The sequence below is a fragment of the Amycolatopsis sp. FU40 genome, from assembly GCF_021903635.1.
GTDB classification, from domain to species: Bacteria; Actinomycetota; Actinomycetes; order Mycobacteriales; family Pseudonocardiaceae; genus Amycolatopsis; species Amycolatopsis dendrobii.
Map to the genome: position 1 here is coordinate 4,211,992 of NZ_CP091381.1, position 16,146 is coordinate 4,228,137.

At 72.2% G+C, this 16,146-nt stretch carries 14 protein-coding genes; all 14 read right to left on the minus strand.

Going from position 1 to position 16,146, the window contains the following annotated elements:
- Positions 1-42 precede the first annotated feature (42 nt).
- Positions 43-1,167 (minus strand): undecaprenyldiphospho-muramoylpentapeptide beta-N-acetylglucosaminyltransferase, encoded by a 1,125-nt coding sequence (murG, locus tag L3Q65_RS20165; RefSeq protein ID WP_182893370.1) that lies wholly within the window; start codon positions 1,165-1,167, stop codon positions 43-45.
- Positions 1,164-2,600 (minus strand): putative lipid II flippase FtsW, encoded by a 1,437-nt coding sequence (gene ftsW, locus L3Q65_RS20170; RefSeq protein WP_182893371.1) that lies wholly within the window; start codon positions 2,598-2,600, stop codon positions 1,164-1,166. Before ftsW ends, murG begins: the two co-directional genes overlap by 4 nt.
- Positions 2,587-3,993: a UDP-N-acetylmuramoyl-L-alanine--D-glutamate ligase gene (gene murD, locus L3Q65_RS20175; protein WP_182893372.1), complete on the minus strand. Its 1,407-nt coding sequence runs from the start codon at positions 3,991-3,993 to the stop codon at positions 2,587-2,589. Before murD ends, ftsW begins: the two co-directional genes overlap by 14 nt.
- Positions 3,994-3,996: 3 nt before the next feature.
- Positions 3,997-5,079: a phospho-N-acetylmuramoyl-pentapeptide-transferase gene (mraY, locus tag L3Q65_RS20180; RefSeq protein ID WP_037812444.1), complete on the minus strand. Its 1,083-nt coding sequence runs from the start codon at positions 5,077-5,079 to the stop codon at positions 3,997-3,999.
- Entirely contained in the window at positions 5,076-6,590 is a 1,515-nt protein-coding gene (gene murF / locus L3Q65_RS20185; RefSeq protein WP_237600541.1) for a UDP-N-acetylmuramoyl-tripeptide--D-alanyl-D-alanine ligase, read from the minus strand. Before murF ends, mraY begins: the two co-directional genes overlap by 4 nt.
- Positions 6,587-8,146: a UDP-N-acetylmuramoyl-L-alanyl-D-glutamate--2,6-diaminopimelate ligase gene (locus L3Q65_RS20190; RefSeq protein WP_182893487.1), complete on the minus strand. Its 1,560-nt coding sequence runs from the start codon at positions 8,144-8,146 to the stop codon at positions 6,587-6,589. The genes murF and L3Q65_RS20190 overlap by 4 nt, the downstream gene beginning before the upstream one ends.
- Before the next feature lie 661 nt (positions 8,147-8,807).
- Complete coding sequence (locus tag L3Q65_RS20195; RefSeq protein ID WP_182893374.1) at positions 8,808-10,724, minus strand: penicillin-binding protein 2; 1,917 nt, start codon at positions 10,722-10,724, stop codon at positions 8,808-8,810.
- Positions 10,724-11,383, minus strand: a complete 660-nt coding sequence (locus L3Q65_RS20200) for a hypothetical protein (RefSeq protein ID WP_237600542.1) — start codon at positions 11,381-11,383, stop codon at positions 10,724-10,726. Before L3Q65_RS20200 ends, L3Q65_RS20195 begins: the two co-directional genes overlap by 1 nt.
- Positions 11,380-12,336: a 16S rRNA (cytosine(1402)-N(4))-methyltransferase RsmH gene (gene rsmH / locus L3Q65_RS20205; RefSeq protein ID WP_182893376.1), complete on the minus strand. Its 957-nt coding sequence runs from the start codon at positions 12,334-12,336 to the stop codon at positions 11,380-11,382. The genes L3Q65_RS20200 and rsmH overlap by 4 nt, the downstream gene beginning before the upstream one ends.
- A 192-nt stretch (positions 12,337-12,528) precedes the next feature.
- Positions 12,529-12,960, minus strand: coding sequence for a division/cell wall cluster transcriptional repressor MraZ (gene mraZ / locus L3Q65_RS20210; protein ID WP_009080393.1), 432 nt, complete (start codon positions 12,958-12,960; stop codon positions 12,529-12,531).
- A 772-nt stretch (positions 12,961-13,732) separates the two neighbouring features.
- Positions 13,733-14,431, minus strand: coding sequence for an ESX secretion-associated protein EspG (locus L3Q65_RS20215; RefSeq protein ID WP_182893377.1), 699 nt, complete (start codon positions 14,429-14,431; stop codon positions 13,733-13,735).
- Positions 14,428-15,009, minus strand: coding sequence for a PE-PGRS family protein (locus L3Q65_RS20220; protein WP_237600543.1), 582 nt, complete (start codon positions 15,007-15,009; stop codon positions 14,428-14,430). Before L3Q65_RS20220 ends, L3Q65_RS20215 begins: the two co-directional genes overlap by 4 nt.
- Positions 15,010-15,031: 22 nt before the next feature.
- The gene (locus tag L3Q65_RS20225) at positions 15,032-15,577 is read right to left on the minus strand and encodes a DUF3558 family protein (protein ID WP_237600544.1); all 546 of its coding nucleotides are present in this window, start codon (positions 15,575-15,577) and stop codon (positions 15,032-15,034) included.
- Complete coding sequence (locus L3Q65_RS20230) at positions 15,570-15,935, minus strand: hypothetical protein (RefSeq protein ID WP_237600545.1); 366 nt, start codon at positions 15,933-15,935, stop codon at positions 15,570-15,572. Before L3Q65_RS20230 ends, L3Q65_RS20225 begins: the two co-directional genes overlap by 8 nt.
- Between the last annotated feature and the right edge of the window lie 211 nt (positions 15,936-16,146).

Here is a 16,146-nt window from a genome sequence, read left to right on the forward strand (position 1 = left end):
ATCAGGTGCGCCCGGCGCAGCTGCGCGGGCAGTTCGGGCGTGTCAGGCACCGGCGGCCTCCAAAACGATGCGGGCGAGGGTCTCGTCGGCCTCGCGGTGGCCGAGCCCGACCGCGGCCGCGCTCATCGCGGCGACCCGGTCGGCGTCGGTGACCAGCGGGATCACCAGTTCGGCGACCTTCTCCGCGGTGAGGTCGCCGTCGGCGACCATCAGCGCCGCGCCCGCGTCGACCGCGGGCTGGGCGTTGACCGCCTGCTCGCCGTTGCCGTGCGGCAGCGGCACGAACACCGCGGGCAGCCCGACCGCGGACACCTCGGCCGCGGTCATCGCGCCGGACCGGCACACCACCGCGTCCGCCGCGGCGTAGGCCAGGTCCATCCGCTCCAGGTACGGCACCGGCACGTACGGCGGACGACCGGGGAACTCTTGCACCACAAGGGAATTCTTCGGCCCGTGGGCGTGCAGCACGCCCACGCCCGCCTCGGCGAAGTCCTTCGCCGCGCCGGAAACCGCCGAGTTGATCGACGCCGCGCCCTGCGAACCGCCGAACACCAGCAGCGTCGGCGCGTCCGGGTCCAGCTCGAAGAACTCGCGGGCCTCGGCGCGCAGCGCGGCCCGGTCCAGCGACGTGATCGAGCGGCGCAGCGGAATGCCGACCACCTCGGCCTTCGGCAGCGGCGTGCCCGGCACCGCGACCGCGACGCGCGACGCGAACCGGGCGCCGACCTTGTTGGCCAGCCCGGCCGACTTGTTCGCCTCGTGCACCACGATCGGCGTGCGGCCGCGCGCGGCGAGGTACGCCGGAAGCGCGACGTAGCCGCCGAAGCCGACCACGACGTCCGCGTGCACCCGGTCGAGCACCTCGCGGGTGCGGCGGACCGAATCGCGCACCTTCAGCGGCAGCCGGAGCAGCTCCGGCGTCGGCTTGCGCGGCATCGGCACCGGCGGGATCAGCTCCAGCGGGTACCCGCGCGCGGGCACGAGCTTGTTCTCCAGGCCGCGTTCCGTGCCGAGCGCGACGACCTCGGCGTCCGGGCGCAGCCGCTTCACGGCGTCCGCCAGCGCGAGCGCGGGCTCGATGTGCCCGGCGGTGCCCCCGCCTGCGACCACGACGACCGGCGCCCGGCCCGCTGCCGACCGCTCGGTTCCCTTGACGGGCTTGCTCACCAATGACCTCTCCGGTTCGCGGTGCTCCGGGCACCGCGGTTCGCTGTAGTCCGCCGCGCCGACCGGCGGCGTTCCTGTGCCGGTGCGGGCCGGGCCGCACGCGGCGCCGGCCGGGCCGCCTTCGTCCCGGTCCCCGCGGCGCGCGTTCCCTTGCGGGAGGACGGCGGGCGGTACGGATCGGGCGCGGGCAGCCGCAGCAGGCGTCCGAATTTACCCGGCCCGTGCGAGCGCAGCGCGGCCACCGCCTCGGGTTCGTGCCGCGCGGCGTTGGCCAGCACGCCCATGATGAGCATGGTGATCACGAGCGAGGTGCCGCCGTAGGAGATCAGCGGCAGCGTGACGCCGGTGACCGGCAGCAGCCCCACCACGTAGCCGATGTTGATGGCCGCCTGCGCGACGAGGAACACCGTCAGCGTTCCCGCGACGATCCTGATCCACGGGTCGATGTTGCGGGTGGCGATGCGCAGGCCGACCACGGCCACGCCGGCGAACAGCGCCAGCACGACCGCGCAGCCTACGAAGCCGAGTTCCTCGCCGATCAGGGCGAAGATGAAGTCGTTCTGCACGTTCGGCAGATAGCCCCAGTTCGACGCGCCCTGCCCGAGCCCCTTGCCGAACAGGCCGCCGTCGGCGAGGGCCAGCTTGGCCTGGTTCGCCTGGAACCCCTCGGCCGAGGTGTCCGCGTCCGGCGACAGGAACGACATCACCCGCGCGAGCCGGTAGGGCGCGATGATCGCCAGCACCAGCACGCCGCTCAGGCCGCCCGCCAGGATCACTCCGAAGAGCCGTTTCGGCGCGCCGGCGAACCACAGCAGGCCGAGCAGCACCACCGCGAGCGTGATCGTGCCGCCGAGGTCGGGCTGCAGCATCACCAGCGCGAACATCAGCAGCGCCACCGGCACCACCGGGACCAGCAGATGCCGCCACTGGTGCAGCACGTTGTACTTGATCACCAGGATGTGCGCGCCCCAGAAGGCCAGCGCCACCTTCGCCGCCTCGACCGGCTGGAAGGTGAACACGCCGAGCTTGAACCAGCCCTGCGAACCGTTCACCGTCGACCCGAGCGGCGTCAGCACCAGCATCAGCAGGCCGAGGCAGATCACCGTCATCGTCGCCGACATCCGGCGGATCCGCTCGAGCCGCACCCGCAGGCCGACCCAGAACACGATCCCGCCGAGCGCGACGAACATCAGGTGCCGGAAGAACAGCGCGTACACGCCGCTGCCGGTCTTCGGGTTGTAGGAGGCCACCGACGACGCGGACAGCACCATCACCGCGCCGATCACGGTGAGGATGCCGGTCAGCGCGAGGACCAGGTGGAACGACGCCAGCGGCCGGGACAGCCAGGCGGTCAGCGCGGTGCGGAGCGCGACGAACGGGCTTTCCTTGCGGACGCGCCGCGGCCGGGGCTTGTCTCCGTCAACGACTGTCATCCGCCGCCCCCGCCGCGCCGTCGGCCAGCGCACGCACCGCGGCTTCGAACGCGTCGCCGCGCGCTCCGTAGCCGCCGAACATGTCCAGCGAGGCGGCGGCGGGCGCGAGAAGCACCACGTCACCAGGACGAGCCAGGGCGCTGGCCGCATTCACCGCCGCAGTCATGGGCTCATCGTCACCCGGAAGGAGGCGGTTGCACGGGACATCCGGCGCGTGTCGCGCGAGAGCGGTTTCGATCACCGGGGAATCGACGCCCAGCAGGACGGCCGCGCGCAGCCGGCCGCCGACCGCGGCGACCAGATCGTCCACCGACGCGCCCTTGAGCTGCCCGCCCGCGATCCAGACCACGCTTTCGTGCGCGAGCAGCGAGCCGAGCGCGGCGTGCGGGTTGGTGGCCTTCGAGTCGTTGACGTAGCGGATTCCGCCGATCTCGGCGACCTCGACCGCGCGGTGCGGCGCGGGTTCGTATGCGCGCAGCCCTTTTCGCACCGCCGCGGGCGACACGCCGTGCGCGCGGGCCAGCGCGGCCGCGGCGAGTGCGTTCGCGAGGTTGTGCGGGCCGGCCGGGCGGACGTCGGCGATCTCGGCCAGTTCGTCCGCGCTCGTCTCCGGGTCCGCCCCGAAAGCGCGGTCCACCAGCAGGTCTTCGACCAGGCCCAGTTCCCCGGCGCGCGGGGTGTCGAGCACGAAGCCGATCCGCCGGGCGCCATCGGGCGCGTGGGCCTCGGCGATCCGCACGGACCACGGGTCGTCGACGTTGTGCACGACGGCGCGCGAACGCTCGTGCACGCGGCCCTTCGCGGCGGCGTACTCCTCCATCGAACCGTGCCAGTCGAGGTGGTCCTCGGCGAGGTTCAGCACCACCGACGCGTCCGGCGCGATCGTGGACGACCAGTGCAGCTGGAAGCTCGACAGCTCGACGGCCAGCACCTGGTGCCCGCCGCGGACCGCGTCCAGCACCGGGTAGCCGACATTGCCGCAGGCCACCGCGTCCGCGCCGGCCGCGCGCAGGATCGACTCCAGCATCCCGACCGTGGTCGTCTTGCCGTTCGTCCCGGTGATGACCAGCCACGCGGGCGGATGCTCGCGCAGCTGCCCGATCCGCCAGGCCAGCTCGACGTCGCCGATCACCTCGACGCCCGCCTCGGCCGCCGCGACCAGCAGCGGAGACGTCGGCCGCCAGCCGGGGCTGGTCACCACGAGCGCGGTGTCCGCAGGCGGTTCGGTCAGGCCCGGCGCCAGCTCGGCGTCCAGGTCCTTCAGCTCGGCGAGCCGGTCGGCGTTGCCGTCGGTGACCGTGACCCGCGCGCCCAGCTCGCGGAGCACGGGAACGACCGACTTCCCGGTGACGCCCGCGCCCGCGACGAGAACGTGTTTGCCGTCAAGCTGCAAGGCTCAGCCTCCGAAGTTGAGCTGCTCGCTGTAGAACAGCCCGAGCCCGAACATGCAGCAGATCGCCGAGAGCAGCCAGAACCGGATGATCACCGTGGTTTCCGCCCACCCGGCGAGCTCGAAGTGGTGGTGGAAGGGCGCCATCCGGAACAGCCGCCGCCGCGTCGTGCGGAAGACCGCGATCTGGGTGACCACCGAGATCATCTCGACCATGAACAGGCCGCCGATGACGATGGCGAGCAGTTCGGTGCGGGTGGTCATGGACAGCCCGGCGACCAGGCCGCCGAGGGCGAGCGACCCGGTGTCGCCCATGAAGATCTTCGCCGGAGCCGCGTTCCACCACAGGAACCCGATGCAGGCCCCGGTGGCCGCGGCCGCGACGACCGCGAGGTCGAGCGGGTCGCGCACGTCGTAGCAGGCCGGGAGCGGCTGGGTCGAGCAGGAAAGCCGGGCCTGCCAGAACGAGATGACCACGTACGTCGCGAGCACCATCGCCGCCGCGCCGCCCGCCAGGCCGTCCAGGCCGTCGGTGAAGTTCACCGCGTTCGACCAGCCGGAGATGACGATGTAGCAGAAGATCACGAACACGACCGACGGGAACGTGATCAGCGCCAGGTCGCGGACGTAGGACAGGCTCTGCGACGCCGGGGTCAGCCCCTGCGCGTCCTTGAACTGCAGCGACAGCACCGCGAACAGGATCGTGACCACGAGCTGGCCGACCAGCTTCGCGGTCTTGTTCAGCCCGAGGTTGCGCTGCTTGCGGATCTTGATGAAGTCGTCGAGGAAGCCGACCACGCCGAGCCCGACCGCGAGCATCAGCACGAGCAGGCCGGACGCCGAGGGCGCGGCCGAGCGCGAGTTGCCGATCCAGGTGATCAGGTGCGCGACGAAGTAGCCGACGACCATCGCGATGATGATCGCGACGCCGCCCATGGTCGGCGTGCCGCGCTTCGACTTGTGCCCCTGCGGGCCTTCCTCGCGGATCTCCTGGCCGAAGCCCTGCCGCGAGAAGACCCGGATGAGGTAGGGCGTGAGCAGGATCGAGACCAGCAGACCCGCCGCGGCCGCGATCATGATGTTGATCACGCGTGACCACCGTTCGAGCGTTCGGAGTTCGAGGAGGGGGAGTTCCCGGGGTCGGCCAGCAGCGCTTCGGCCACCCGCCAGAGACCGGCGGCCTTGGACGCCTTGACCAGCACCACGTCCCCGGGACGGAGCTGATCATGCAGCACGGCGACCGCGGCCTCGACATCGGGTACCAGCACCGACTCCTCGCCCCAGGAACCCTCCTGGAACGCGCCCTGGTGCATGGCGGCCGCGTCCTGGCCGACCACGACGAGCTTCTCGATGTTGAGCCGCACGACGAGGCGGCCGATCGAGTCGTGCGCGGTCACCGAGTCCTCGCCCAGCTCGCCCATCACGCCGAGCACCGCCCACGCGCGACGGCCGGAGCGGCTCATCGACGCCAGCGCCTTCAGCCCGGCCCGGACCGATTCCGGGTTGGCGTTGTACGAGTCGTTGAGGATCGTGACGCCGTCCGCGCGGGTGGTGACCTCCATCCGCCGCTCCGAGCGCCGCTGCAGCGAAGACAGCCGCTGCGCGATCTCCTCGACGGTCGCGCCGAGCTCGCGGGCGATGGCGGCGGCCGACAGCGCGTTGCCGACGTGGTGCTCGCCGTGCAGCGGCAGCGTCACCTGGGCCTCGCCCTCGGGCGTGATCAGCCGGAAGGACGGGCGGGCCTCGTCGTCGACCGCGATGTCCGCGGCCCGGACCTGCGCCCCGGCCGACTCCCCCACGCCCACGACGCGGGCCTTCGTGCGGCTCGCCATGGCGGCGACCAGCGGGTCGTCGAAGTTGAGCACCGCCAGCCCGCCGTGTTCTTCGCCGGGAAGCGCCTCGACCAGCTCGCCCTTCGCCTTCGCGATGCCCTCGCGCGAGCCGAACTCGCCGACGTGCGCGCTGCCGACGTTGAGCACCGCGCCGATCCGCGGCGGCGTCGTCTCGGCGGCCGCGGCGATGTGCCCGACCCCGCGCGCGGACATCTCCAGCACGAGGAACTTCGTCGACGCGTCGGCGCGCAGCGCGGTCCACGGATGGCCCAGCTCGCTGTTGAACGACCCGGGCGGCGCGACCGTCGGGCCCATCGGCTCGATCAGCTGCGCGATGACGTCCTTGGTCGAGGTCTTGCCGGACGAGCCGGTGACGCCGATGACGGTCAGCCCGCCCGCCGCCAGCCGGTCGACGACGTGCCGGGCCAGCTTGGCCAGCGCGGCCAGCACGGCGGCTCCGGAACCGTCGGTGTCGCCGGTCAGCGCGACCGACCCGGCGTTGCCCTGCCCCGGCGGCAGCGGCGGCACGACGATCGCCGGGGCGTCGACCTCCCGCGCGGCCAGCACGCCGGCCGCGCCCGCCTCGACCGCCTTCGCTGCGAAATCGTGCCCGTCGACGCGTTCGCCGGGCAGCGCGAGGAACAGCCCGCCGGGGCCGAGCTCGCGGGTGTCGAATTCGACGCTGCCGGTCACGACAGCGGATCCGTCGGTGCGGTGCAGCCGGCCACCGACGACGTCGGCGATCTCGGCCAGGCTCAGCTCGATCACGCGGTCACCTCGAGACGCTTGCGGATGGCGGCCTCCAGTTCGTCCCGGTCGGAGAACGGGTGCACCACACCCTGGACCTCCTGGCCGGTCTCGTGGCCCTTGCCTGCGATCAGCACGATGTCCCCCGGCCGGGCGAGCGACACCGCGGACGCGATCGCCTCGCGCCGGTCGCCGATCTCCACGACCTCGCCGCCCGCGGCGGGCCCGACCGCGCGGGCCCCGGCCATCATCGCGGCGCGGATCGCGGCCGGGTCCTCCGAACGCGGATTGTCGTCGGTGACGATCAGCAGATCGCTGCGGCGCACCGCGGCCTCGCCCATCATCGGGCGCTTCGCGGTGTCGCGGTCGCCGCCGCAGCCGAGCACGGTGATGATCCGGCCGTCGGTGCGGGCGCGCAGCGCGTCGAGGCCCTGCGCCACCGCGGCCGGTTTGTGCGCGTAGTCGACCACCGCGGTGAACTCCTGGCCGAGGTACACCCGCTCCATCCGGCCGGGCACCTCCACCGCGGCGAGCCCGGCGACGATGTCGTCGGCGTCGATGCCCGCGCTGTCCAGGATCGCCGCCGCGAGGACCGCGTTGGCGACGTTGAACGTGCCCGGCAGCGGGATCTTCGCCGCGCGGCTGAGCCCGTCCGGCCCGAGCAGGGTGAAGGTCTGCTCCCCCGCCGGGGTCGCCTCGATGTCGGCGGCCCGCCACAGCGCGTCGGCGCCGGCCTCGATCGAGACGGTCACCGTCTGCGGCGTGAGCAGCGCCTGCCCCCACGCGCTGTCGACCACGACGACCTCGGTGGTCGAGCGGCCGTCGAACAGCAGGGACTTGGCGGCGAAGTACTCCTCCATGTCCTTGTGGAAATCGAGGTGGTCCTGCGACAGGTTGGTGAACGCGCCCACCGCGAACCGGGTGCCGTTGACCCGGCCGAGCGCCAGCGCGTGGCTGGACACCTCCATCGGCACGTGCGTGACGCCGCGCTCCAGCATCACCGCGAGCAGCGCCTGCAGGTCCGGGGCCTCCGGCGTGGTGAACCCGCTGGCGAGGCGCTCGCCGGCGATCCGGGTCTCCACCGTGCCGATCAGGCCGGTGGTCCGCCCGGCGGCGCGCAGGCCCGAGTCGACCAGGTAGGAGGTGGTGGTCTTGCCGGACGTGCCGGTGACGCCGAGGACGGACAGGCTCAGCGACGGCTCGCCGTAGATCCACGCGGCGATCTCGCCGAGCGCGGCGCGCGGGTCCGGGTGCACGAGGACCGGCACCGGCGCGTCGCGCAGCGCGGGCCGGTCGGCTCCGCTCGGGTCGGTCAGGACGGCCGCGGCTCCGGCGGCGAGGGCCTGGTCGCTGAAGTCGGCTCCGTGCGCGCGGGCTCCGGGCAGGCCGGCGAACAGGTCACCGGGGAGCACGTGCTGCGCACGCAGCGTGGTGCCGGTGACGGTGAGGTCGGCGGCCTCGGGACGGTCGGCGATGAGCCGGGCTCCCGCACGGGCGAGCAGAGTGGCCAGCGGGACCGGGTCGATCCGGGCCGGGCGGGGCGGGGCTGCGGCTGCCTTGGCCGGGCTGTCCGGCAGCGACGCGGCAGCGGGCCCGCTTCGGGGCTGGGACGAGGACACGGACACGCCGGAGAGGTTACCGAGGCCGGATCCGGGTGACCCAACGCGGTACGGCGAACGCGCGCCGCCGCCGCGCGTGTGGTAAGCGGAGCAGTCAAGATCGTTGCGGCGCAACCCTTTCCCTGGCACTGCACCGGCCCGTGTGGACAATGCCCGGCCCCGCCGCGAGGTGGCATTGGGTGCGTCCCACGCACCCAATGCGGCGTCCGGTGCGTCACATGCACCCAATGCCACATTGGGGGTTTCCTCAGTGGCACCTTGCGGCGGGCCGGACGCAGGGCGGTAAGCCTCGCGGGTGCCTGGCGAGGCGCGGGTGAAGCCATCCCCGGCCGATGCCCGCCGGTCCGGCCGGTGAGCACCGTACGTGAGGGGAACCCTGCGGGAAGCAGAGTCGATGAGGGGAACCCACACGCACGTCGGCGGAGGCGGAGCCGGGCGTTGCCGCAGAGAGGCCGCACACCACAGCTGCACGCCACAGCTACTGAGAAAACCTCGACGGGGTCTTGTCCGCCCCAGCCTCGCGCGGCTCTTCTCCCGCAGAAGTACGTGAAGGGCCCCTTGAGGGAATCTGATTCCCTCAAGGGGCCCTTCACGGACATTGCGCAGCGAGGCGCGGCGGTCAGCCGACGACGAGCGGCACCACCGGCGACGGCCCGTCCGACAGCGGAATCTGGTACCGCTGCGACAGGTACGACGCGATCGAGTGGAACAGCGGGCCCGCGGAATGCCCGGCGGGCGTGCTGTCCGGCGCGTCGAGGCGGATGCCGACGACGAACCGCGGGTGGTCGGCGGGCAGGATGCCGGCGAAGGTGATGTTCGCCAGGCTCGAGCTGTAGGCCTTGGTGCGCGGGTCGATCTGCTGGCCGGTGCCGGTCTTGCCGGAGATCTGGTAACCCTCCAGCCCGGCCGACGGCGCGGTGCCCGCGTTCGGGCTCTTGGCGTTCTGCACCACCGCGCGCAGCATGTCCCGCACCGTTTTCGCGGTCTCCGGGCTCACCACGCGCTCGGTCTTCGGCGGCGCTTCCGGCGTGACAGTGCCGTCCGGGTTCTTCTTCGCCTTCACGATCCGCGGCTCGACGCGCAGGCCGTCGTTCGCGATCGCCTGGTACATCCCGGCCATCTGCACCACGGTCATCGAAAGACCCTGCCCGATCGGCAAGTTCCCGAACGTGGACGCCGACCAGTCCTTGCGCGGCGGCACGTATCCGGAGCTCTCGCCGGGAAGGCCGATGCCGGTCTTCTGCCCGATGCCGAACTTCTTCAGCAGCGCCAGATACCGGTCCGGGCCGACCTGCTGGGCCAGCTCCAGCGTGCCGACGTTGGAGGACTTCGCGAACACGCCGGTGGTGGTGAACGTCTGCGTGCCGTGCACCCACGCGTCGTGCACCGTCCGGTCGGCGACCTTGATCGAACCCGGCACCTCGAGCGTCGAGGTGGGCGTGGCGATCTTGTCGTCGATCGCCGCGGTCGCGGTGACCACCTTGTTCACCGAACCGGGTTCGTAGGGCGTGGTGATCGGCCGGTTGTTGAGCAGGTCGTCCTTGATCGTGGACGGGTCGTTCGGGTTGAACGTGCTCGCGTCGGCCAGCGCGTACACCTCGGAGGTCTTCGCGTCCATGATGACCGCCTGGCCGCCCTTGGCCCCGGCCTTCGCGACGTAGTCGCTCAGCTGGCGCTGCAGTTCGAACTGCAGGTCGGAATCTATGGTCAGCTCCAGATCGGAGCCGGGGACGGCGGCGGTGAGCACGTGCTCGGTGCCCGGCAGGTAGAGATTGTCGTTGCCGTTCTGGGTGTTCACGATCTCGCGGCCGGGCGTGCCCGCCAGGTCCGCGTCGCGCGATTTCTCCAGCCCGATCACGCCGTGCAGGTTGTGCTTCGACACGTCAGGGTCGTCCATCCGCCAGTTCGCCAGGCCGACGATGTTGGACGCGAGCGTGTCGCCGGGGTACTCGCGCTTGGCGCGCTTCTCCACGCTGATCCACGCGTACTTCTTGACGATCTGGTCGGCCACCGAAGGCTCGACATTGTCGACGAGGTAGGTGAAGGACTGCTGTTTGTGCAGCAGCGCCAGCTGTTCTGCCTCGGTGGTCAGATGCGGTAGCTTCTGCGCGATCAGCTTCGCCGCGCCCGACACCTCGGTTTCGAAGTTGCGGCCCTTGTCCGGGTACTTCTTCGCGTACTCGTCCATCGTCTTGTGCAGCGCGCGCAGGTTCACCGACAGCGTGCGGGTTTCCACGCTGAACGCCAGTTTCGCCCCGTTGCGGTCCACAATGGACCCGCGCTGCGCCGGGATGTCGATCGTCAGGGTGCGCTGCCGTTCGGCCGCCGCGGACAACGCGGGAGCCTCGAACCACTGCACCTGCACCAGTTTCGCGCCCGCCACCACCATCAGCACGACGAGCATGATGCGCACCGCGGAAAACCGGCTGCGCTGTCCGCCGTTGCCCCGTTTCGCGACCGCGCGGCGGGTGCCCGCGGCGTAGGTCCGCCGCGCGCTGCCCGCCGCCCGGGAACGGCTGTTGCCGCCTGCCGCCATCACTGCCCTCCCCCGGCGAGGCCAGGCGTGGTGCCCGGCAGATCGCCTTCGATGCCGCCCTCGGCGGGCGGCGCGACGGGGGTCGACGGCGGCACGGCCGCGTCGTCCTGCGGCGCCTCGGCCTTCTTCGGTTCGCCGACGACGGTCGTCTTGCCGTCCTTGCCGACGACGATGCGCGCCGGGTCGCCGCCGGGCACCATGCCCAGTTGCTTGGCCGCGGGCGCGAGCGACGCCGGGGACTGGGCCTTCGCGACCTCGCGCTCCAGCCGGTCCTTCGTCTCCATCAGCGAAGCGCTGTCCGTGCGCAGCTTTTCGAGCCGGTACGAATCGGCGATCGCCTGCGTGGTGAACCACAGCGTCGCGGCGACCCCGACCGCCAGCAGCCCCATCATCACGAGCACGAACGACGCGCGCGATTGCGGCCAGCGCAGCTGGAACCGCGTGCGCACGGTCTTCGTCTCGACGTTTTCCGGTTCCGCGACCGGCTTTTTCGGCGCGCGCTGCCGCAGCAGGTCGGCCCGCTGCGCCCGCCGGGCGTACGCGCGCTCGGCCGCCGTCGTGCGCCGCCGAGCCGGAGCGTCGGCCTCGGTGACGGTGTTCCGCGGTGCCCGCTCCGCAGCGGTCGACGACGAGCGGCGGGACTTCGTAGGTGCGGTCATCGCGGCTCTCCGATCCGTTGTGCTGCGCGCAGCCGCACCGAGGCGGCCCGCGGGTTGTGCTCGATCTCGCTCTCGCCGGCTTTCTCCGCTCCCCGGGTGAGGAGCTTCAATTCCGGCCCGTGCCCGGGCAGTTCGACCGGAAGCCCTTCCGGCGTCCGGGATTTCGCCAGTTCCGCGAGCGCCTGCTTGACCAGCCGGTCCTCGAGGGACTGATAGGACTCGACGACGATCCGGCCGTCCATCGCCAGTGCGCCCAGCGCCGCGGGCATCGCCCGCCGCAGCACTTCCAGTTCGCCGTTGACCTCGATCCGCAGCGCCTGGAACGTGCGCTTCGCCGGATGGCCGCCGGTGCGCCTGCTCGCCGCGGGCACCGCGGAGTAGAGCAGTTCGACCAGCCTGCCGCTGCGGGTGAACGGTTCCTTCTCCCGCTCCGCCACGACGGCGCGGACGATCCGCTGCGCGAACCGTTCCTCGCCGTAGTCGCGCAGGATCCGGATCAGCTCGCCCGGCGCGTAGGTGTTGAGCACGTCGGCCGCGGTGAACCCGGTGGTCGGGTCCATCCGCATGTCCAGCGGCGCGTCCTGGGAATAGGCGAATCCGCGTTCGGTGCGGTCGAGCTGCATCGACGAGACGCCGAGGTCGAACAGGATTCCGTCCACTCGGGACAGTCCCAGTCCGGACACCGCTTCGGGAAGTCCGTCGTAGACAGTGTGGACCAGGTCGACGCGGTCGCCGTGCCGCGCGAGCCGCTCCGCGGAGCGCTCGAGCGCGGCCGGATCGCGGTCGAGACCGATCAGCCGGAGGCGGGGAAACGCGGCCAGCAGCGCGTCGGAATGGCCGCCGAGGCCGACGGTCGCGTCGACCAGCACGGCGTCGCGGCCGTCCAGCGCGGGGGCGAACAGTTCGACGATGCGGTCCAGCAGCACCGGAACGTGCTCGGCTGCGTCCGTCATGTCTTCCCCCTTTCTGCCGCGAGTGTTTCCGGGGAAGATGCGGCGGATGCCGTCAGGTCCCTGCCCGCCCGCTTGCTGACCTGGCACCGGGGAAGGTGCGCCAGGGTCAAAGAGCGGACAGAGGCCTCACGGCATCCGCGTCGAACGGCGTACCCGCGTCCCCCGACGACGCAGGTGCGCTCAAGGCGTCTCCTAGAAGACGCCCGGCAGAACTTCCTCCCGAGCCTGTGCGTAGCTGTCCTCGTGTTCGTCCAGGTAGCCCTGCCACGCCTGGGCGTCCCAGATCTCGAGCCGGGTGATCGCGCCGATCACCACGCACTCCTTGTTGAGCCCCGCGTACCGGCGCAGCTCCGGCGCGATGGCGACGCGCCCTTGCCCGTCCGGACGTTGCTCGTCCGTCCCGGCGAACAGGTAGCGCTGGTAGGCCCGCACCGCCTCGTTCGTGAACGGGGCTTCGGCGACCTTCCTGGCCATCTGCTCGAACTCGGCACGGGGGAAGACGAAGAGACAGTGGTCCTGCCCCTTGGTGACCATCAGCCCGCCTGCCAAGGCTTCGCGGAACTTCGCGGGCAGCGTGAGCCGCCCTTTGTCGTCCAGCTTCGGGGTGTGGGTGCCGAGGAACACCGGCCTCCACCTCCCTACCGGATCCGGTTGGCTCCCCGCCCGGTTCCGGCTCGGGGGCTCCCTTCCGCCCCACTGGCCACCACCGTACCCCACTTTTCACCACAGTCAACGCGTCCCGCGCCCGCGCCACTCCGTCGGGTGGCGCGTTTGCGCAGGTCACGGAGGTGGGTCCAGGTGGGGGCGCGGTGGGGGGACCGTGGCGAAGATCCCCCGCACCGGGGTCTCTCGCAACCTCGGAAGGCCTGAAACGTCCGCGTTTCGGCAGCGTGGGGACCCCTGGTGGGGGTTGGTGGGGGAACCGGTGGGGACGGGTGGGGACGCGGGTGGAGCGGGGTGGGGAGCCGCGGTGGGGCCTGGTGGGGGGCGTAGGAGGAAGGCGGATGGCTCGGCCGGATGCCGTGCGGGGGCTGGTGGGGAGCCCCTCGCGACGGTGCCGAGGCAGCCGCGGTGGGGCCTGGTGGGGCGGTTGCGGGGAGCCGGACGACTCGGCCGGATGCCGTGGTGGGGGCCGGTGGGGGACCGTGCGACGGGCACTGAGGCAGCCGCGGCGGGAGCGAGCGGGGGCCGCTGTGCCGCACGGGCGGTGAAGCGCGGCCTGCTGACCGCAGTCGTGAGTGGCGATACCGGTTAGAACCGGCATCGCCACTCACGAGGCCTGGCTGGACAGCGCGGGCTGCGGGCCAGTCCTGCGCGGGTCCGTGTCGTGAGTGTTCACGCCGGTTCCAACCGGCACGAACACTCGCGACCGACCGTCCACTTCAGACCACGGGGGTCAGCGCGGCACCAGCTCCATGACCCGCTCGGCCAGCCGCGCGCTGTCCACCGGGGACACCGTCACCCACTCCTGCCCACCGCGCCCGGGCGAGGACACCGCCGAATAGGCCCCGGCGTCCGTGTCGAACCACGTCAGCCCGCCGGTCCGGGACAGTTTCCCCGCCCGGTCGCGGGCGTGGACGGTGAACTGCCCCGCCGCGTACACCGGCCGGGCTTGGATCGCCCGGAGCTCCTCGCCTTGCGAGCCGCCGGGCGGCTCCCCCGCCGCGGGCAGCCGGACGCCGTACCCGGGGCCGGCCGAAAGCTCGGGCAGCACGTCGATGATCGCCGAGGCCAGCTCGCTTTCCCCGATGCCGCGCACGCCGATCGTCCGCGCCGGCTGCACGGCGAGCACCGCGTCGCGGCCGCGGAGCGCGGCGACCGCGCGAAACGGTTCGTCGGCCGTCATGTCCGCGAGCGCTTCGCACTCCACATACCGTTCCGCGGAAGCCAGCACGCGGAGGCTGTTCTCCAGTGCGGCGTCGAGACGGCCGTCGAAGAGGCCGCGTTCGCCGAGGTTCCGGTAGACCTCCGCGCGGATCGCGGAGCGGTCGGCGTCGGTCTCCCCCACGCTGCGCACCGCCAGCGGCGCGGGCGGGGCGTCGAGGCCGAGGTCGGCCCAGACGATGTCGAACGCGGACGCCGACAGGCTGATCAAGCCGGCCCCGCGCCGAGCGGCGGGACCGCGGGGAACTCGCCTTCGGGCAAGAGCCCGCGCAACGCGGTGTCCCGGGTGCGCAGGACGTCGATCGCCTTCTGCCGGGCGGCCTCGGCCTCGGCGCGCCGCTCGTCCATCGCGGACGACAGCCCGGCCAGCCGCACCAGGTCCCCGCTCGCCGCGGCGGAACGGATCATCGCCGCCGGGTCGAAGTCCACCGGGGCGGGCATGTCCGCGCGCGCCCGGGCGGCGACCTCGGCCTGTCCCTGCACGGCTTCCCCGACCTTCGCCGACACCACGGAGGTTTCGGCGAGCCAGCCGGACGCGGCGCCGAGCACCTTCCGCATCGCGTCGCCCGCGTCGCCCTGCCAGGATTCCTCGCTGCCCGCGGACAGCGCGACCAGCCCGCCGATCGAATCCTCGAGCCGTTGCGACAGCCCGGCCCACCGCGAACCCGATTCGCCGGCCGCGGCCGGGTCGTTGCCGTCGACCGCCTGCGCGGCGAGCGCCGCGTGGCTGAACGCTTCGTACCGCGCCGTCGGCTCGGGGGCCGGGGACGCAGCCGGGGTGTCGGTCACGACTTTCCTCCTCGCACGGGGTTCACGGCAGCTTCGGCTCGACCAGCCCGGCCACGTCGCCCGCCCGCGAGCAGGCGAGGTCCGAGTCGGCGAAGTTCGCGTTGTTCACGTCGACCTGCACGCTCTGCGCGCCGCCGACGTCGAGCAGCACCGCGCAGGTGCCGCGGCGGCCGGACACCTGCACCGCCTGGTGCGAGCCGACGTCCTTCTTGGTGCGCTTGCCGTCGGAGAGGTCGAGGTTGGCCAGCCCGTTGGTTTCGTCGAGGGTGACGGTGACGCCGAAGGTCGAGGGCACTGTCCAGTCGCAGGCGCGCGCCTCGCCGATCGTCTTCGGCTTGCCCTGGCCGGTGAGCCCGGCCGACGACCGGTCCTGCGGCGAGAGCAGCGCGCACGGGTCGAGCTTGGCCAGCGAAGGAGCCGACGAGGACGGCGGCGCGGGGGCGGGCGGGCCTCCGTCGGCGGGCGCGGCGTGCGAGATGCCGGGCATCCGGCCGCAGGAAACGAGCATGGCGAGCCCGGCGAGCGGGAGAAGAAGGAGCGCGGCACGCGCCGCGGAACGGTCAGCCACCGGTGCAGTCCACGCCTTCGGCGGCGTCGCTGTCCTGGTCGCGGTATTTCTCCAGCGCGCCGCCGATGCGTTTCTTCAGCCCGGCGATCTCTTTCCCGAACGCGGTGAGCTGGTCGACCGCCGAGCCGTCGCGGCCGAGGCCGTACTTCGCCATGAACGCGCCGACCTCGCCGGCGTACCCGCCGCCCAGCGGCACCGACCGGCCGAGCACGGCGGCCTCGCGGACCATCTCGCCGACGACGTCCTGCAGTTCGCCCAGCTTCGAATACGTCGCGGACGCCAGTTCGGGCGTGACCGCGAACCGGCCGCCGGACAGTCCCGGGAGCCCGGCTTTCCGTTCCGCCTCGGCCTCGCTCATGCGCGGATGCACCTCTTCCGACGTCGAACCGTGGTCGGGCGACTTCGTTTCGGAGCATACGACAGTGCATACGGTCAGCGGGATCACCTGAAAATGCCTCATAATCACCCGTAAGAAGGAGCGCCGGGGTGGCTGGGCGTCACCATGAAACGATCTCGGGGTTCCGCCGCCCAGTTCTCCCGGGTTTGACACACTGGGGAGAACGCTGGAC